Genomic DNA, 18,413 nt, shown 5'->3' on the forward strand with positions numbered 1-18,413 from the left:
TGGCGCGGCCGGTGAGACAGGGGCCGCGCCACCATCGAGCTTACTTGTACTCGACCGGGAAGCCGATCTGCGGCGGGGCAATCTCCTTGCCGAACCAGGTCTTGTAGGAGTTGGCGTAGAAGTCGAACTCGACGCCGGTCATCGCCTCATGCAGGGCGGTGTTGACGAAGTTCAACCAGTCCTGGTCGCCGCGCTTGACGCCGCAGGCATAGGTCTGCGGGTTCCAGCCGTAGCCGGCGTCCTTGTAGCGGTCCGGGTTCTGCTTCATGTACCAGGCGAGCGACGACTGGTCGGTGGCAACCGCATCGGAACGGCCCGATTCCAGCGCCTGGTAGATCAGGTCGACGGATTCGTACTGGTCGACCTTCGCCTCCGGCAGCGCCGCATGCACCATCGCCTCGGCATAGACGTTCTGCAGCACCGAGACGGTCACGCCCGAGCCGGCAGCCTTCAGCGCCGCATAGTCGGCATGCTTGCTGTCGCCCTTCAACATCAGGCCAACGCCTTCGCGGTAGTAGGGAATGGTGAAGGCGATCTGCTGGGCGCGCTCGCCGGTCACCGTCATGAACTGGCAGGTCAGGTCGACCTTGTCGGTGGTGATGTTGGGGATGCGCGCATCCGACGACTGGTTGACGTATTCGATCTTGTCGGGGTCGCCGAACAGCGCCTTGGCGACAATGCGCCCCATGTCGACGTCGAAGCCCTGGAGCTTGTCGTCGGCGCTCTTGAAGTGCCACGGCGCGTTCGTGCTGCCGGTGCCCAAGACCAGGTGGCCACGCGCCAGAACCTCATCGAGCCTGCTTTTTTCCTGCGCGCCTGCAGGCATAGCGGTCGTCAGCGCGGCGGCGGCTGCGGCCGCCAAGAGATAAGCCTTCATCTCACCGATCCTCCCGGGGAAAATTTCTCTAAACCAATGTCCATTATTGTGGACATCTGTCCTGAATAATGGATTGACGTATCAAAATGCACACGGCATTGTTTGTCAAGCGGTTCGGAGGCAAGGTCCCCGACGTTCCGATTTGGAGGCAAAGCCAGGCATGTTCGACAAGATCCAGACGCCCGCCGTATTGGTGGACATCGATGTGGCGAAGCGGAACATCGAACGCTTCCAGGCCTATGCCGACAGCCACGGTCTGAAGGTCCGGCCGCACATCAAGACGCACAAGCTGCCGGCCATCGCCGAAATGCAGCTCGACGCGGGCGCTGTCGGCATCACCTGCCAGAAGATCTCGGAAGCGGAAGCCATGGTCGCCGGCAGCGACCGGCTGAACGACGTGCTGATCACCTACAACATCCTGGGCGACGACAAGCTCGCCGCGCTCGTGGCACTCGCCCGCAAGGTCAGGCTCGCCGTGGTGGCCGACAATGCGACGGTGATCGATGGCCTCTCTGCCGCATTTGCGGATGCAGGCGTCACGCTCGATGTCTTCGTCGAATGCAACACCGGCGCCGACCGCTGCGGCGTCGGCTCGCCCGAGGCAGCCGCCGAGTTCGCCTCGCGCATCGCCGCAGCCCCGGGCCTGCATTTCGCCGGGCTGATGACCTATCCGCCCGTCGGCGGCGCGGCCAAGGTCCAGACCTTCATGACCGAGGCTAAGGCGCTGATCGAGGCCAAAGGCATCGCGGTTCCCGCCATCACCTCAGGCGGTTCGCCCGACATGATGCTGGCGCATCTGGTGCCCGCCACGACCGAGTTCCGCCCCGGCACCTATGTCTACAACGACCGCTCACTGGTGGCGCGTGGCGTCTGTGGCTGGGACGACTGCGCGCTGACGGTGCTTGCCACCGTCGTCTCGGTGCCCGCGCCCAACCGCGCTATCATCGACGCCGGCTCAAAGACGCTGACCTCCGACCTACTCGGTCTCACCGGCCACGGCCATGTCCTCGGCCACCCCGACATAGCAATCGACCAGCTGTCGGAGGAACACGGCCGCCTGCGCAGCGAGGGCGACATCGGCCTCAAGGTCGGCCAGCGTATCCGCGTCGTGCCCAACCATGCCTGCGTCGTCACCAACATGGTCGACGGGATCCATGTCTTCGGCGAGGACCGCGCCCCTGAACTGTGGCCGGTGCCGGCACGCGGCAAGATCATCTGAACCGTACAACGGCCAACAAAAAAAGGCCTCCCAGGCATCTCGCCCGGGGAGGCCTTTTTGAAGGCTGACTTCCGTTAGCGGACGACCAGCACCGGCACCTTGCTGTTGGTCACCACTTCCACCGTCTGGCTGCCGAGGATCAGGCGGCCGAGGCCGCGGCGGCCATGCGAGGCCATGACGATGAGGTCGCAGCCACGGTCGCTAGCGATCTGGTTGATCGCTTCCGCCGCCCACATCTCCTCGACATGCACCGCCTCGGCATTGACGCCAAGCTTTTCAGCCTGGGCCTTGGCGGCATTCAGCACCTTGGCGCCATATTCCTCGCCGGCCTTCTGGTAGGACACGATATCCTCTGCCGTGGCTACCGGGCCGTACATGCCGGCGGAGGCAAAGATCGGCGCCGGCTCGGTCACGTTCATGATCGTCACCTTGGCACCGATGCCCTTGGCGAGGCTCAGGCCATGGTCGAGGCCCTTCTGCGCCAGTTCCGAACCGTCGGTGGCGATGAGAATGTGAGTGTACATTAGGCTCTCTCCATAAGCTTCGTGTCAATCCAGGCTGCGAACCTCGCCCGGACGTCACGGTCGGGTCAAGGCCAAGCCGAACGCCCCCCATGCCGAGACCGGCTGATCAGTTCCGGCAGATTTCGGCCGGCAAGCCTTCGGGACTGCGTTTTGCCTCCGCGCCGACGGAGAAGGTCGCGCATTCCAGTGTGTCGGCCATTTTGGCGCCGTTGAGGTCGAACTCCATCGGCTGCGCGCCACCTGGGAAAACCTGACGCCCCAGAATCCAGGTCAGCTGGTTGCGAACGATTTCAGGATCCATGTCAGGCGAACGCCTGATCACCGCGTCGACGCCGAACTGAGGGTTCGCCAGGCAGTCGTGCCAGGCCTGGCGGGTGATCGCCTGCAGCTTGCCGGCGAGGCCCGGCTCGTGCTCCAGCACCGAATTGAGCGCCACAAGCGCGCCTGAATAGATGTCTAGCCCGTTGTCGGCGAAGTAGAGGAAATCGAGGGCGGTGGTGTCATGGCCGCGCATCTGCATGGCAAACTTCAGCGTCGCATCGAAGCAGGTCGCAGCCAGCACCGAGCGTGACGCCACCATCCGATCGCGCTCCTCCGGCTGGACGCCGAGATAGGTGTAGCTGTCGGGGGCATAGCCGTTGCGCTTGAGCAGCAGCGGCAGCAGCCGCGCCGAGGTGTCGCCGTTCGGCCCGCACAGGGTGCTGCCGGGAACGTCGGCCAGTGACAGGCGCTTGCCGTCGGAAAGATAGCCGAGGCAGCAGGGCGTGTGCTCATAGATCGGCACGAGGCACGAAATGTCGGTCTCGCCAGTGCGCAGCGCGCGCTCGAACACCGAGGATACATCACCGAATCCAATATCTGCCTCGCCGTCCACCAAGGCGCGCGTCACCAGCGATGAGCTGAAGCCCTCGACGAAGGTACAAGACACGCCATGGTCAGCGAAATAGCCGGCGTCGACGGCGTGCAGAAATGGCGAATTCTGTCCCTGAAACAGGTAGTTAAGCTTGAAACGCAGTTCCATTCCACAAAACCTCGAACTTTCGGAACGGCCGTTCTTGAGAATCAGATTCTCCAGAAACTATTGTATCCAAAGCGATTGCCGTCCTTGGTGGCTTTAGCAATTTGCGATATAACCCAAACATTCAGTTTTCAAGCAGCCCATTCAAGGAGTGATTATGGGAATTGTGCGGACAGCCCTGCTAGGCCTCATTGCGGTCTTCGGCGTGAGCACGGCAAGTGCGCAGGACTACAAGGCCGCCCTCGTGACAGCCGACACCATCACGGTCGGCACGTCGGGTTCGGCTCCGCCTTTCAGCATGACCAACGCCGCGGGCGAGCTTGAGGGCTTCGACATCGACGTCGTCAATCTCGTCGCCAAGCAATTCGGCCTTACCGCCAAGTTCGAGAAGCTCGACTTCGCCGGCCTGCTGCCGGGCCTGAGCGCCGGCCGCTTCGACCTCATCGCCTCGGGCGTGACGCGTACGCCGGAGCGCCTCGCATCGAAAGACTTCTTCCTGCTGTCGCCCTACATCGTCAATGGTGCCGCCATCACCCGCCGCGAGGCCGACACCGGCATCGCCAGCTGGAAGGACGTCTGCGGCAAGACCATGGGCGCGGTGCGCGGCGGCGTCTTCCAGAAGGTCGCCAAAGAAAAGCTGCCGGCCGACTGCGTCACCGAAAGCCGCGAATATCCCGGTGCGACCGAGCTGTTCCTCGACCTCGAGAACCGCCGCATCGACTTCGCCGCGCATGACTTCCTCGGACCGAAATATCTGACCAAGTCGGGCAAGCTGACCGGCACGGTCACGCTCGACGACCTGCTGACGACCATCACCCAGAGCGTTGCCGTCAGCAACAAGAACAAGCCGCTGGCCGACGCCATCGACGCCCAGTTCGAAACCTGGCGCAAGGACGGCACCCTGCAGGGCCTGGCCGACAAGTGGTTCGGCGCCTCCATCGACTGGTCGAAAGCGCAGTAAACAGCGTTCCCGGAGGGGCGGCCGGACATGGAAATTGCAATTGCCTGGCTGCCGCGACTGCTGGTTGCGGCAGTGCTCACGATTGCGCTGTCGGCGGTGATCTTCACGCTGTCGGCAGCATTCGGCTTGCTTTTGTCCCTCGTCCACTACGGCCGCGAGAAATCGCTGCTGCGTGCAGGCATCGAGGCGTTCAGCGCCTTCTTCCGCTCGGTGCCGGAACTGGTCGTGCTGTTCCTGTTCTTCTTCGGCGGGCCTCAGATCGGTGTCGACTTCGGCCCGATCGGCTCGACGATCATCGCCTTCACCCTGGTCGGCATCGCCTTCGACTACCAGGTGTTCAAGGGCGCGCTGAAGGCCATTCCATTCGGGCAATATGAAGCCGGGCTCGCGCTCGGCCTGCCCAAACCGGTGGTGTTCCTGCGCGTGCTGGTCCCGCAGATCCTGCCCTTGGCGCGCAAGGGCTGGATCACCTATGCCATCGGCACCGTCAAGCGCATGTCGATCGCGTCGGCCGTTTCGGTCAGCGAGATCCTCTATGTCACCAAGCAGGGCATCGCCGCCACCAACGCGCCCTTCACCTTCCTGACGCTGGCCGTCGGGCTCTACATCCTGATCGTCACGCCGCTGCTTGTGTTCAACGAGCGCAAGCCCAAGCAAGCGGTGGCGAGATGAGCATCCTGCTTGACCCCAGCTACCAGCGCATGCTGCTCGACGGGCTCGGCATGACGCTGCTGATCTCGGTGATCGTCATCATCGTGTCGAACCTTCTGGCGCTGCCGCTTGCCATCTACATGCAGCGGCCCAAGGGCGCCTTCCGGCGCCTGATCATCGCCTACAGCTTCTTTGCCCGGGCGGCTCCTGTCCTTGCGCTGCTGTTTGCGCTCTATTACGGCCTGCCGCGGCTCGGCATCTACCTAGAGCCGGTGCCCTCGGCGCTGATCGGCCTGATCTTCGCCTCGACCGCCTACAATCTCGAATTCCTGCGTTCGGGCTTCGAAAGCGTGCCCCAAGGCCAGCTCGATGCCGCAAGGGCGCTCGGGCTGAAGCCCTTCGCCATCTACTGGAAGGTGATGATCCCGCAAGCCTACAGGCTCGCGGCACCGTCGCTGTTTTCCAACGCCATCCAGATGGTCAAGGGCAGTTCGCTCGCCAGCCTGGTCGCCATCGACGAACTGACCGCTGCCTCGACCACGATCATCGCCGAGACCTACAAGGCGATCGAAGTGTTGCTGGTCGTATCGGTGTTCTACCTGCTGATCGCAGCCGTCATCATCGGCCTGCAGTATCTCTACGAATCCCGCCAGCGCCTGAGCCGGCGATAAGAGCGGGTTTCAGAGAATACGCTTGCCAAAGGCGGACATGACGAAGTTGACCGCTTCGGCGGCGACGCGCGGCTCGGTGTCACCGCCAAGACCGGAAACATCCATCGACAGCATGCCGCCCGAGAGCGCTATCGTTTCCATCGCCTGGTGCGTTTCGCGCACGGTCATGCCGCCCGATCCGCCGCTCCATCCGGCGATTTCGGTTGCCGACGGCGAATAGCTGACGTGGAACCCGGTCGTTCCCGCGGAGGCGATGCGGATCGCCTCGCGCATCACCTCGCGCATGCCGGAACCGTCGATCTCGGCCATGGTGAAAGCGCTCACGCGCGAATCCTTGAGGATGCGCACCTCAGCCGGGTCGGCCTCGCGCAGGCCGACCAGCACGACATTTTCGGGCGACAGCTGCGGCTGCAGCGCACCGGGCTTGTGGTCGAGGCCAAGCGCCCGTGCCAGCACCGAGCTTTCCGGTACGTCGTCGCCGTCTTCGCCTTCGGGCATCAGGGCGGCGATGGAATCGATCCAGATCAAGCCAAAGGAATGCGTCGCCTCGGCTGCAGCGGCCAACGCTTCGGACGCAGTGTGCCTGTCGGCGCCGGCATGCAGCCTGAGAAGGCCGGCCGGCGGGTGCTCGGCATCGGCGATCTCGACCACGTCGAACTGCATCTGCTCGAGCCGGGCACCGGCTGAGTGCCGTGCGAACACGGGTCCGGCCTCTGCGTCGGCAATGATCGAGACCATGCGGCGGCCGGTGAAATCCGCGATGTCGTGCATCGGCGCCTTCTCGACATATTCCGAGGTCATCGCCGTCAGCAGCGCGCCGTAGTTCATGTGGAAGCTGACACGGTCGCCGACGGAGAGCGGCGGCTCGGCATCGGTGATGTCGAGCACCAGATGGTCGCTCGACGCGCCAAGCACGCGCACGCCCGGATTGATCGGCACCAGCCCCTCGATCATCGTGTCCTCGCGCCCGATATTGGCGATGCCACGCAGCCTGTCGCCCTCGTCGACGAAAACCGGCTGATTGCCGAAGGCGTCGTAGCCGGATTCGCCGATCGGCAGCGACGGCTTGGTCTTGACCTCGATCAGGTCGCCGGCGAGCCTGAAGGCGTTGAATTCCAGCTCCCTCCACGGCTCTTCGCGGAAGGTTTCGTAGCCGCCCTGCAGGATCGCCTCGCCGATGCGCAGATTGTTGATGCCGGCAGGCATCTTGCCTTCGAGCAGAAGGGGCAGCGACGACGAGTTGCCGCCCGACACCCAGTCGAGGCTGATGCCGGCAAGCCGCTCGACCTTGTAGGCATAGGCGACGAGCTGGCTGAGGTTTTCCTCGCTCGGCATGATGGCGCCGAAGCAGGTCAGGTTGGTGCCTAGGCCGGCGATGCGCACGCCTGGCAGTTCGAGCACGCGCTCGACCGTCGGCAAAAGGTCGTTCGGCCAGATACCCTCGCGCAGGTCGCCGAGGTCGACCATCAGCATGATGTCGTGGACCCGGCCTATGCGCTGGGCGATGCGCGAGATCTCGCGGATGATCTCCAGTTCCGACTGCAGGCTGATGTCGACGGTGCGCACCACCTCCTCGACACGCGAGATCGGCGGGCTGCGCAGCAGCATGATCGGGCAGCCGATGCCGCTTTCGCGCAGGCGGCGGATGTTTTCGAAGCGCGACTCGGCAAGCCCCGCCACACCGCCGCGCAGCATGGCACGCGCCACCTGCGGCATGCCGCAGCTGCCCTTGGTAACGCCGAACACCTTGATGCCGGATTGCGCGCTGCGTTCCACGACTGCGCGGGCGTTGCGCTCGACGCGACCTAGATCAATGGCGACTTGCGGTCCCGACATGGCAGCACCTTAGCCCTTGTAGACCAGTCCCGTGGGGTCGATGTCGGGTTTGCGCCCCGCCACCAGGTCGGCAAGGAATTTGCCGGAACCGCAGGCCATGGTCCAGCCAACATGGCCGTGGCCGGTGTCGAGATAGAGCCCCTTGTAGCGGGCGGGGCCGATAACCGGCACCGAGCCCGGCATCATCGGCCGCAAGCCGGACCAGACCTCGGCCTTGGCCGGGTCGAAGGCACCGGGGAACAGTTCCTGGCCCGTCTCGAACATCCGCTTGAAATCCGACGGCTTGTGGCTGCGGTCGAAGCCGGTGAATTCGGCCGTCGAGGCCATGCGCAGACGGTCGCCGAGGCGCGAATAGGCGACCATCCGGTCCTCATCGACGCCGCCCATGGTCGGGCCTTTCGACGGGTCGTCCATGGTGACGGTCGCGGTGTAGCCCTTGACCGGATAGACCGGCAGGTCGATGCCGTTGCGGCGGCCGAGAAGGCCGCTTTCCGGTCCCATGGCGATGACCACGGCGTCGGCATCGAGACGTCCGGCCGAGGTCTTCACGCCGGTCACACGGTCGCCTTCGACGATCAGGTCCTCGACCGTGGTGTCGAACATGAACTTCGCGCCAAGCTTCTGTTCGGCATAAGCGGCGAGCGCTTCGACGAACATGCGGGAATCGCCTGTCTGGTCCATCGGCGAATAGACGGCGCCGGCGATGCTGCCCCTGGCTGCGGCCAGCCCGGGTTCGAGTTCGGCCATCCTGAAACGGTCGACAACCTCGATGTCGAGCCCATGCTCGGCGAGGAAGCCGTACATCCTGGCGCCGTGATCGAGGCTTTCCTGCGAGCGGAAGAAATACATGATGCCGCGGGCGCGCTTGTCGTAGCCGATGCCTGTCTCGGCGGAGATCTCGTTGATGCACAGGCGCGAATAGAGTGCGAGCCTGAGCTTGGCTTCGGTGTTGATCCTCATACGGGCATTGGTGCACTGGAACAGGAAACGGAAACTCCAGGCATAGAAATACGGATCGAGCCCGAGCCGGACCTTGATGCCGAGGTCGGGCGTGTAGAGTGATTTGATGAAGGTCTTGAGCGCTGCCGGCGAGGCCCAGGCGGTGGCGTCGCCTGGAGACACCAGGCCGGCATTGGAGTAGCTGGTGCCGCGCGCCGCCGCCGGATGGCGCTCGACGACCGTGACGTCATGGCCGTCGCGGGACAGATAGAAGGCGGCCGCAGTTCCCACCACGCCCGCCCCGAGAACGAGGATTTTCATGTCGCACCCTGGTCGACATCAGGCTCTGTCGGGAACCTTTTACCGTCGGGAGCCTGGCTCCTCCTGGCCACCTTTTAGCGCCTGTCGCGGCATATTTCGAGAGAGCGGCGCAGAAATCCACCACTTGGGCCTGGTCAGCCCCCAGCGGAGTTCTTGCGCGACAGCTGCTGCTCCCAGTTGAGTGCGTCGTGGACGATCGCATCGAGATCGTCGCGCTGCGGGTTCCAGCCGAGTTCGCCACGTGCCAGGTCGGAATTGGCGACCACCGAGGCGGCATCGCCAGGGCGGCGCGCACCCATCTCCACGGCAAAATCGGCGCCATGGACGCGTCGCACGCTGTCGATGACCTCGAGCACCGAATAGCCGTGGCCATAGCCGCAATTGGCGACGAGATTGCCGCCGCCGGCGCGCAGACGGGCAAGCGCCAGTCGATGCGCGGCGACGAGATCGGAGACGTGGATGTAGTCGCGCACGCAGGTGCCGTCGGGCGTGGCATAGTCGTCGCCGAAGACCTGCATCGACGCCCGCTTGCCGAGTGCGGTCTCGCAGGCGACCTTGATCAGGTGGGTAGCGCCCTTGGTCGACTGTCCGGTGCGCCCCTTGGGGTCGGCGCCGGCGACGTTGAAATAGCGAAGTGCGGTATAGCGCAGCGGGTGCGCGGCGGCGGCGTCGCGCAACATCCACTCGCTCATCAGCTTGGACAGGCCGTAGGGTGATTCTGGCGCCAACCGGGCGTCCTCGACCACCGGTTCCATGCCGGCTGCGCCATAGACCGCGGCGGTAGAGGAAAAGATGAAGTGCTTCACCCCCTCGCGCACCGCCGTCTCGATCAGGCTGCGAGTCTTGCAGGTGTTGTTCTCGTAGTAGCCGAGCGGATCGGCGACCGATTCCGGCACCACGATCGAACCGGCGAAGTGGATGATGGCGTCGATACCGTGATCCCGGATCAGCTGGCCGAGCAATTCCTTGTCGGCGACGTCGCCTCGCACCAACGTCGCTTCCGGCGCCACGGCCCATTCGAAACCGGTCGACAGCCGGTCGAGCACGACCACCTGTTCGCCCGCATCGAGCAATTCCCACACCATGTGGCTGCCGATATAGCCCGCACCGCCCGTCACCAGGACCGCCATTTGCAACTCTCCCCGTCAATTGCCGCCTGACCTTGTCTAGCGCAAAACAAACGCACAAGGCGAGGTGCGGCGTGCCCGGCCATTCCGTCGCAGCGGAATTTGATCCACATCAAGGGACTTTTCGGCGTTCTGTGGTCGTTTGAGGGTGTCGAGGGCGTGGCATTTTGACCAAAAACGGTCGATGGACGCCGAAGCAGCCGTTGATTATGCTCACGGCTGAAAAATTGGGACGTCCAGATGAACTACCAGCGGTTTTTCGAAGAAGCGATCGACCAAATCCACGCCGAGCGCCGTTATCGCGTGTTTGCGGATCTGGAGCGCATCGTCGGCAAGTTCCCGCGCGCCATCTGGAGAGCCAACGGCAAGGCCGAGGAAATCACCGTCTGGTGCTCGAACGACTATCTCGGCATGGGCCAGCATCCCGACGTGGTCGCGGCCATGCAGAAGGCGGCCGGCAACATGGGCACCGGTGCCGGCGGCACGCGCAACATCTCCGGCAACAACCATCCGCTGGTCGAGCTCGAGCTTGAACTCGCCGACCTGCACGGCAAGGAAGCCGGCCTGGTCTTCACCTCGGGCTTCGTCTCCAACGAGGCCGCGATCTCGACCATCGCCCGGCTGCTGCCGAACTGCCTGATCCTGTCGGACGAACTCAACCACGCCTCGATGATCGAAGGCGTGCGCCGCTCGGGCGCCGAAAAGAAGATCTTCCGCCACAACGACGTCGCCCATCTCGAAAGCCTGCTGCAGGCGGCGGGCCGCGAGCGCGCCAAGCTGATCGTCTTCGAGAGCGTCTATTCGATGGACGGCGACATCGCGCCGATCGAGGCGATCGCCGACCTCGCCGAGAAGTACAACGCCATGACCTATATCGACGAGGTCCACGCGGTCGGCATGTACGGTCCGCGCGGCGGCGGCATCACTGAGCGCGAGGGGCTCGCCCATCGCATCGACATCATCGAGGGCACGCTGGCCAAGGCATTCGGCACGCTCGGCGGCTACATCACCGGCACCCGCGAAGTCGTCGACGCCGTGCGCTCCTACGCACCGGGCTTCATCTTCACCACCGCGCTACCGCCGGCGATCGCCGCCGCGACCACCGCGTCGATCCGCCATCTCAAGAACTCGCAGGCCGAGCGCGACGCCCAGCAGCGCCAAGCGACGCACGCCAAGCAGGTGCTTGCCGACGCCGGATTGCCGGTCATGGAGTCGCCCACGCATATCGTGCCGATCCTCGTCGGCGATCCGGAACTGTGCAAGATGGCCAGCGACCGCCTGCTCGGCGTCCACGGCCTCTACATCCAGCCGATCAACTACCCGACGGTGCCGCGCGGTACCGAGCGGCTGCGCATCACGCCGACGCCGTTCCATACCGACGAGCTGATCGCCGAACTCAAGCTTGCGCTGGTCGAGACGTGGAATGCGCTCGGCATTCCCTATCGCGGTGCCGGCCATACCGAGGTTGCGCAGAGCGACCGCATCATCCCGCTTCTGGTGCCCAAGTCCGGCGGCTGAGGCCGCCGACCCATTCAAAAAGAAAGGCCCGAAACCATGCCGGTTCCGGGCCTTTCTTTTTGGGTTTCATGCGGCGGCTATTGCGCGTTGATCCACTTCGCCAGCCGGTGCGCGGCCTCCTCGACCTGGTCGAGGCGGCGGTGGAAGCAGAGCCGCAGGAAACCTTCGCCACCGGCGCAGAACGCCGTGCCCGGAGCCACCCCGACAGCCGCCTTGACGACGATGTCGAAGGCGGCGCGCTCGGCATCCTTCATGCCGTCGACGGAGAAGAACAGGTAGAAGGCGCCCGGCGGCACGCTGAAGCGGACCTTGCCGGTGTCGCCCAGCACCTTGCAGACGATATCCCTCGCCTTCTGAGCCCGCTCGACCTGCGAGGCGATGAAACTGTCGCCTTCGTCGAGGGCGGCGATCGCGCCGCGCTGCAGGAACTGCGCCACGCCGGAGCTCGAATACTGGATCAGGTTCTCGAACATGCGGCTGAGCGACGGGTGCGTCTTCAGCCAGCCGACGCGCCAGCCGGTCATCGCCCAGTTCTTGGAGAAGGTGTTGACGAACAGGATCTTGTCCTCGGGATCCATGATGTCCATGAACGACGCCGCGCGGCCGCCGCCATAGTAGAACAGTGCATAGATTTCGTCGGCGACGATCCACAGATCATGCTTGCGCGCGAGGTCCAGGATTGCCTGCAGCGTCTCGCGGTCGGCGGTCCAGCCGGTCGGGTTGGACGGCGAATTGACGAAGATCACCCTGGTCCTTGGCGTGATCGCCGCAGCGATCTTCTCGACGTCGCAGGACCAGCCATTGTCGGTCATGTCGAGCAGGACCGGCACCGGCTTGACGCCGGCAACACCTGCTGCGCCGGCGAAATTCGGCCAGGCCGGCGCGAGATAAAGTGCCTCGTCGCCCGCCCCTGCCGTCGCCTCCAGCGCCATGGTGATCGCTTGCATGCCGCCAATGGTGACGAGGAATTCGTCCTCGGAGAAGTCCATGCCGAAATGGCGCTTATGGTAGCGCGATATCGCCTGGCGCAGTTCGGGAATGCCGGCCTGCCATGTATAGAAGGTTTCGCCATTGGCGAGGCCGCGCGCCGCCGCCGAACTGATGAAGTCGGGCGTCGGCATGTCACCTTCGCCGGACCACAGCGGGATGAGGCCGGCACGGTCGCGGCCATAGTTTGCCACCGCCTCGATGCCGCTGACCGGCGCAAGGCGGGCCTCGGTGCGAACCATATCGATAAGGCTCATGATCATCCCGGGTTGACTGATGTTGACTGACGGCAGTGGCGGGGAGCCTAGCGCGCCGGCGCAAACGAAAGAACCCCCGGTGGTCCAGCCAGCCGGGGGTTTTCGAGATGCCAGCGCTTGCGTCTACTTCTTGGCGAGCAGGTCGCGGATTTCGGTAAGAAGTGCCACGTCGGCCGGCGGCGGCCCTGCCGGTTCGGCTGCCTTTTCCTTTTCCAGGCGCTTGCGCATCGTGTTCACGCCCTTGACCATCAGGAAGATGATCCAGGCGAGGATCAGGAAGTTGATGATCACGGTGAAGAAGTTGCCATAGGCGAACACTGCGCCCTGCTTCTTGGCTTCTTCAAGCGAAACGGCCGTCACTGACGACGACAGCGGCAGGAAGTAATTGGAGAAGTCGAAGCCGCCGAAGATCGCCCCGACGATCGGCATGATGATGTCTCCGACCAACGACGAAACAATCAGGCCAAAGGCGCCGCCGATGATCACGCCGACGGCGAGATCCATCACATTGCCCTTGGCGATAAACTCCTGGAATTCCCTGAGCATAGAACCCTCCATGTACGATCTGCGGAAAGGCGAATCGTTCCCAGCATTCGTCGCTAAACGCCGCCACCATAGCAAAAACCGCCGGTTGCAAAACCCGCGAATGCAAATCGCCATCCGCTGCCCTAGGAGACAAGGATAATAGACTTGTCGGCGCAGCTGTGATTGCCTCACCGCAAAGGCAACAGACCTATCCGGGAGTGAGAACTTAGAGTGCAAGGCCTGGCCGTCGTCCTCATCGCCATTGCCTATGTGACGCTGCTGTTCGCCATCGCGAGCATCGGCGATCGAAGGGCTGCGAACTGGGGACCGGGGCGGCCGCGGCCGTTCATCTATGCGCTCAGCCTCGCCATCTATTGTACGTCGTGGACCTTCTTCGGCTCGGTTGGGCTTGCCTCGGAGCGCGGGCTCGAATTCCTTGCCATCTACATCGGCCCGGTGCTGGTCTTCATGTTCGGCTTTCCGCTGCTCAGCCGCATCATCAAGCTGGCCAAGGCCGAGAAGATCACCTCGATCGCCGACTTCCTGGGCGCGCGCTACGGCAAGAGTTTCGCCGTTGCCTCGATCGCCACCCTGATCGCCACTGTCGGCGCCATCCCCTATATCGCGCTCCAGCTCAAGGCGATCTCCGGCTCGGTCAGCCTGATGGTCGAGCACTACACCGGCTCGCCGCCCTCCTTCGATCCGTTCGTCAGCGACATCTCGCTGGTCGTGGCGCTGCTTTTGGCGCTGTTTGCCACCCTGTTCGGCACGCGCCATGCCGACGCCACCGAGCACCAGAACGGCCTGGTGCTGGCGGTCGCGGTTGAATCCATCGTCAAGCTGGTCGCTTTCCTCGCCGTCGGCCTGTTCGTCACTTTCTCGCTGTTCGACGGCCCCGGCGATATGTTGCGGAGCTTCGCAGCAACCGAGCAGGTCGGCGACGCCATGGGCTACCGCACCTCGCTCGGCACCTGGCTGGTGGTGACCGTCATCAGCGGCTTTGCCATCATCATGCTGCCGCGCCAGTTCTACGTCATGATCGTCGAGAACCGCAGCGAGAGCGAACTGCGCACCGCGACCTGGGTTTTCCCGGCCTATCTGGTGGCGATCAACCTCTTCGTGCTGCCCATCGCATTCGCCGGCCTGTCGACCGTCGGCACGGCCACGACCAGCGACCTCTATGTGCTGTCGCTGCCATTGTTCCGGGGCCACGACCTGCTGGCCATGGTCGCTTTCATCGGCGGCCTTTCGGCGGCGACCGCGATGGTCATCGTGGCGAGCGTGGCGCTGTCGATCATGATCTCCAACGATCTCGTCATTCCGATCTTCGTGCGCCGCCTGATCAAGACCAAGGCCGGCGACACGGAGGACTGGTCGGCGATCATCCTGAACATCCGCCGTGCCTCGATCTTCATCATCCTGCTGGCAGCCTTCCTCTACTATCGCGAGAGCACCAACAACACGCGACTCGCCTCGATCGGGCTGATGTCCTTTGCGGCGATCGCGCAGTTCGCGCCGTCCTTCATCGGCGGGCTGATCTGGCGCCGCGCCAATGCACGGGGTGCAGCACTCGGCATGGCCGCCGGCATCGCCGCCTGGGGCTACACGCTGATGCTGCCGACGCTTGCGGCGCCCGACACCTCGATCCTCGCCGACGGGCTTTTCGGCATCGACGCGCTGCGGCCCCAGGCGCTGTTCGGCACCGCTGCTGAGCCGCTCAATCACGGCGTGCTGTGGAGCCTGGCGATCAACACGCTGTTCTTCGTCTTCGGCTCGCTGTCGCGCGCGTCTGTGCCGCTCGAACGCATCCAGGCCTCGATCTTCGTGCCGCGCGATTCGAGCCCGATGCCGTCCCTGCGCCGCTTCCGCACCACCATCACCGTCAACGACCTGAAGGACACCATCGCCCGCTATCTCGGTGTCGAGCGCACCGAGCGCTCATTCCAGACCTTCCAGAGCGAGAGCGGCAGCAAGCTGAACGGCAACGATCCTGCCGGCATGGACGTCATCCGCTTCTCCGAACAGCTGATGGCGAGCGCCGTCGGCTCGTCCTCGGCCCGGCTGATCCTGTCGCTGCTGTTCAAGCGCGGCGACAACTCCGCCAGGGACACGTTCCGCCTGCTCGACGACGCCACTGAAGCGCTGCAGCACAATCGCGACCTGCTGCAGATCGCACTCGACCAGATGGAACAGGGCATCACCGTCTTCGACCAGGATTTCCGCCTGATCTGCTGGAACCGGCAATACCGCTCGCTGTTCGACCTACCCGACGACATGGGCCAGGTCGGCGTGTCGATCGACCGCGTCCTCGCTTATCTGGTGGCGCGCGGCGACATTGCCCATACCTCGCGACTGACCACGCTCAATCGCTTGACCAGCTTCGGCGGCCCCTGGCAGGTCGAGTTGCAGACCAGCGGCAGGATCATCGAGATGCGATCCAACCCGATGCCTGACGGCGGCATCGTCGCCACCTACACCGACATCTCGGCGCGCGTCGCCGCCGACCTTGCGCTGAAACGGGCCAACGAGTCGCTGGAACAGCGGGTGAAGAGCCGCACCGCCGAACTGACCCGCGTCAACGAGGAACTGGCCCAGGCACAGATGCTCGCCGAGGAAGCCAATCTCGGCAAGACGCGCTTCCTTGCGGCAGCCGGCCACGATATCCTGCAGCCGCTCAATGCCGCACGGCTCTATTGCTCGTCGCTGATCGAGAAGGCCGGCAAGGGCAACGCCGGCCAGGCCGCGCGCAACATCGAATCCTCGCTGGAATCGGTCGAAACCATCCTCGGCGCCGTGCTCGACATCTCGCGGCTCGACGCAGGCGCGATGAAGCCCGCCGAAACCGTGTTCCGCCTCGACGGGCTGCTGCGGCAGATCGGCACCGACTTCCTGCCCATGGCGCGGGCCAAGGATCTCGAACTGGTGATCGTGCCGTCGACGCTTGCCGTGAACACCGACCGGAACCTTCTGCGCCGTCTGATCCAGAACCTGGTTTCCAACGCCATCAAGTACACCCGCAGCGGTCGCATCGTCGTCGGCGTCAGGCGGCGCGGCGAGCTGGCCGAAATACAGGTGATCGACACCGGCATCGGCATTGCCGCCGACAAGCTCGGCACCGTCTTCCACGAATTCACCCGCCTCGACGACGGCATGCGCGAGGCACAGGGGCTTGGCCTCGGCCTGTCGATCGTCGACCGCATCGCGCGCGTCCTGAAGCTCGAAATCCAGATCGAGTCGCACAAGGGCCAGGGCACGCGTTTTTCGGTGATCCTGCCGGTCACAACTGCGGAGGAGCAGCCTGCGACTGCCTCCGCCCGGCCGCGCATCGAGGCGGCCACAGCACTCAACGGCCTGACCGTCATCTGCATCGACAACGACGCCCGCATCCTCGAAGGCATGCGGCTGCTGCTCGAAGGCTGGGGCTGCCAGGTCAGGACCTATTCCGGTACGGAGGCGTTCGAGGCCGACCGGAGCGTCGGACCGGCACCCGAGATCATCCTGGCCGACTATCATCTCGATGGCGAAAACGGCCTCGACGTCATCCGCACGTTGCGCGGCGCCTATGGTGAAGCGACGCCTGCGGTGCTGATCACGGCTGACCGTTCAAACGAGGTGCGCGCGGCGGCCGACCAGATCGACGTCGCCGTGCTCAACAAGCCGTTGAAGCCGGCCGTGCTGCGTTCGATGATGAACCGGATGCGGCGCATGGCGCACGCCGCCGAATAATGATTACCCAGCCGGTCGCGGCTCGCCGCCGATCTTGGAGAGCAGGATCACGGCCTGCGTGCGGCTGTCGACGCCGAGCTTCTGCAGGATCGCCGAGACATGCGCCTTGATGGTCGCTTCCGACACGCCAAGCTCATAGGCGATCTGCTTGTTGAGCAGCCCCTCGGCCAGCATGCCGAGCACCCGCGTCTGCTGCGGCGTCAGCGATTGCAGGCGCTTGATGAGGTCGGAAATTTCCGGGTCGCGCTCGACGCCGAGGTCGATGTCGCCGGGTGCGGTAATCTCGCCTGACAGAACCGCTTCGATGGCGCTGCGGATGTCGTCCATGCTCGCCGACTTGGAGATGAAACCGGACGCCCCGAGTTCGAGCGCACGGCGGATGGTCTCCGGATCGTCGTGCGCCGAGACGATGACGACGGGAACCGTGGCGTGGATGCCGCGCAGCGAGATCAGGCCCGACAGTCCGCTGGCGCCAGGCATCGAAAGATCGAGCAGCACGATGTCGATATCGTCATGGGCCGCGACCAGCGCCTTGACGCTTTCGAAGTCGCCAGCCTCGAGCACGCTCGACACGTCGCCAAGACCGGCAATGGCCTGCTTGAGAGCACCGCGAAAAAGCGGATGGTCATCCGCGATGACGAACTTGTGGCCTGCTGGCAAATATCCCTCCCGAGGTCCCGACCGTTCTGTGCGCCTTGGACCGTCGGGCGCGATTATGCGGCCCGGTGCCGGCTTTTCAAGCAGTTAAAGTCAAAACGACAGCGGAAGCACCGGTCATGCTCAATTTTCAGGCGCAGGCGGGCGGATTGGCGCTCAGGTCTTGTTGGGCGCAAGCTCGGGCTGCTGCGCCTTGTCTTCCTTTTCCATGTCCTTGACCATGCCCATGAAGCTGCGGAAAAACCGCTCCATATAGCCCATGGTCTTTTCGAACTCTTCCTCGGTGGGCAAGGTCGATTCGAGCTTTTGGGTCAGCGAGTTCTCGAGCTTCACCACCCGCTCCTCGATGGCCTTGACCTCGCCCTGCAGGCGGCCGATCTCGTCCTGCAGCGCCGAGCGTTCGTCGGCGGCGAGCTTGCACACCAGCTGGTTGTCGCGCTCCTCGCAGATCGACATCTCGCCGGTCTGCGTGTCCATCCTGACATAACCCTTGTCGGTCTTTTCCATCTGGTAGCGCTGCGCTTCGGCAGCGAATGCCGATCCGCCACCAAGGCCGGCAAGCAGCGGAACAAGCATCAGTACGGCACGCATGGCTGTCT

At 64.1% G+C, this 18,413-nt stretch carries 16 protein-coding genes; 6 read left to right on the plus strand and 10 right to left on the minus strand.

What is annotated here, in order from left to right:
* Window positions 1–40 precede the first annotated feature (40 nt).
* Window positions 41–877: a transporter substrate-binding domain-containing protein gene (locus O1Y97_RS22735; RefSeq protein ID WP_108609320.1), complete on the minus strand. Its 837-nt coding sequence runs from the start codon at window positions 875–877 to the stop codon at window positions 41–43.
* 160 nt (window positions 878–1,037) lie between these two features.
* On the opposite strand from O1Y97_RS22735, the gene O1Y97_RS22740 reads away from it, so the two are divergent.
* On the plus strand, window positions 1,038–2,096 hold the full coding sequence (locus O1Y97_RS22740; protein WP_318762463.1) for a D-TA family PLP-dependent enzyme: 1,059 nt from the start codon (window positions 1,038–1,040) through the stop codon (window positions 2,094–2,096).
* A gap of 74 nt (window positions 2,097–2,170) precedes the next feature.
* Here the strand turns inward: O1Y97_RS22740 and O1Y97_RS22745 are convergent, their stop codons facing one another.
* Both O1Y97_RS22745 and O1Y97_RS22750 read right to left on the minus strand, forming a co-directional pair.
* Complete coding sequence (locus O1Y97_RS22745) at window positions 2,171–2,620, minus strand: universal stress protein (protein WP_183264027.1); 450 nt, start codon at window positions 2,618–2,620, stop codon at window positions 2,171–2,173.
* Between the two features lie 106 nt (window positions 2,621–2,726).
* The gene (locus O1Y97_RS22750) at window positions 2,727–3,641 is read right to left on the minus strand and encodes an ABC transporter substrate-binding protein (RefSeq protein ID WP_318762464.1); all 915 of its coding nucleotides are present in this window, start codon (window positions 3,639–3,641) and stop codon (window positions 2,727–2,729) included.
* A gap of 154 nt (window positions 3,642–3,795) precedes the next feature.
* Between O1Y97_RS22750 and O1Y97_RS22755 the strand changes: the two genes are divergently transcribed.
* Genes O1Y97_RS22755 through O1Y97_RS22765 form a run of 3 tightly spaced genes read left to right on the plus strand, consistent with a single transcriptional unit; the run spans window position 3,796 to window position 5,921 of the window.
* A complete protein-coding gene (locus O1Y97_RS22755) occupies window positions 3,796–4,599 on the plus strand; it encodes a substrate-binding periplasmic protein (RefSeq protein WP_318762465.1) in 804 nt (267 codons plus the stop codon).
* Window positions 4,600–4,626: 27 nt separating this feature from the next.
* Window positions 4,627–5,271 (plus strand): ABC transporter permease subunit, encoded by a 645-nt coding sequence (locus tag O1Y97_RS22760; protein ID WP_318762466.1) that lies wholly within the window; start codon window positions 4,627–4,629, stop codon window positions 5,269–5,271.
* The gene (locus O1Y97_RS22765) at window positions 5,268–5,921 is read left to right on the plus strand and encodes an amino acid ABC transporter permease (RefSeq protein ID WP_318762467.1); all 654 of its coding nucleotides are present in this window, start codon (window positions 5,268–5,270) and stop codon (window positions 5,919–5,921) included. Before O1Y97_RS22760 ends, O1Y97_RS22765 begins: the two co-directional genes overlap by 4 nt.
* Window positions 5,922–5,930: 9 nt before the next feature.
* Here the strand turns inward: O1Y97_RS22765 and O1Y97_RS22770 are convergent, their stop codons facing one another.
* From O1Y97_RS22770 to galE, 3 genes are all read right to left on the minus strand, one after another.
* Window positions 5,931–7,757 (minus strand): alanine racemase, encoded by a 1,827-nt coding sequence (locus O1Y97_RS22770; RefSeq protein WP_318762468.1) that lies wholly within the window; start codon window positions 7,755–7,757, stop codon window positions 5,931–5,933.
* A 9-nt stretch (window positions 7,758–7,766) separates the two neighbouring features.
* Entirely contained in the window at window positions 7,767–9,017 is a 1,251-nt protein-coding gene (locus O1Y97_RS22775) for a D-amino acid dehydrogenase (RefSeq protein ID WP_318762469.1), read from the minus strand.
* A 134-nt stretch (window positions 9,018–9,151) separates the two neighbouring features.
* Complete coding sequence (gene galE, locus O1Y97_RS22780) at window positions 9,152–10,147, minus strand: UDP-glucose 4-epimerase GalE (protein ID WP_183264034.1); 996 nt, start codon at window positions 10,145–10,147, stop codon at window positions 9,152–9,154.
* 237 nt (window positions 10,148–10,384) lie between these two features.
* Here galE and hemA point away from each other — a divergent pair, with 237 nt between their 5' ends.
* Window positions 10,385–11,662 carry a 5-aminolevulinate synthase gene (gene hemA / locus O1Y97_RS22785; protein WP_318762470.1) on the plus strand — a complete coding sequence of 426 codons (1,278 nt, stop codon included), beginning with the start codon at window positions 10,385–10,387 and terminating at the stop codon, window positions 11,660–11,662.
* 77 nt (window positions 11,663–11,739) lie between these two features.
* Here the strand turns inward: hemA and O1Y97_RS22790 are convergent, their stop codons facing one another.
* On the minus strand, window positions 11,740–12,906 hold the full coding sequence (locus tag O1Y97_RS22790) for a pyridoxal phosphate-dependent aminotransferase (protein WP_318762471.1): 1,167 nt from the start codon (window positions 12,904–12,906) through the stop codon (window positions 11,740–11,742).
* A 123-nt stretch (window positions 12,907–13,029) separates the two neighbouring features.
* Complete coding sequence (gene mscL / locus O1Y97_RS22795) at window positions 13,030–13,452, minus strand: large conductance mechanosensitive channel protein MscL (RefSeq protein WP_108609336.1); 423 nt, start codon at window positions 13,450–13,452, stop codon at window positions 13,030–13,032.
* A 210-nt stretch (window positions 13,453–13,662) separates the two neighbouring features.
* Between mscL and O1Y97_RS22800 the strand changes: the two genes are divergently transcribed.
* Complete coding sequence (locus O1Y97_RS22800; RefSeq protein WP_318762472.1) at window positions 13,663–17,157, plus strand: PAS domain-containing hybrid sensor histidine kinase/response regulator; 3,495 nt, start codon at window positions 13,663–13,665, stop codon at window positions 17,155–17,157.
* A gap of 3 nt (window positions 17,158–17,160) precedes the next feature.
* Here O1Y97_RS22800 and O1Y97_RS22805 read toward each other — a convergent pair whose 3' ends face one another.
* Both O1Y97_RS22805 and O1Y97_RS22810 read right to left on the minus strand, forming a co-directional pair.
* On the minus strand, window positions 17,161–17,817 hold the full coding sequence (locus tag O1Y97_RS22805; protein WP_108609338.1) for a response regulator transcription factor: 657 nt from the start codon (window positions 17,815–17,817) through the stop codon (window positions 17,161–17,163).
* Window positions 17,818–17,970: 153 nt separating this feature from the next.
* Window positions 17,971–18,405 carry a hypothetical protein gene (locus O1Y97_RS22810; RefSeq protein WP_318762473.1) on the minus strand — a complete coding sequence of 145 codons (435 nt, stop codon included), beginning with the start codon at window positions 18,403–18,405 and terminating at the stop codon, window positions 17,971–17,973.
* Between the last annotated feature and the right edge of the window lie 8 nt (window positions 18,406–18,413).

The sequence above is a fragment of the Aminobacter niigataensis genome (assembly GCF_946995915.1).
GTDB classification, from domain to species: domain Bacteria; phylum Pseudomonadota; class Alphaproteobacteria; order Rhizobiales; family Rhizobiaceae; genus Aminobacter; species Aminobacter niigataensis.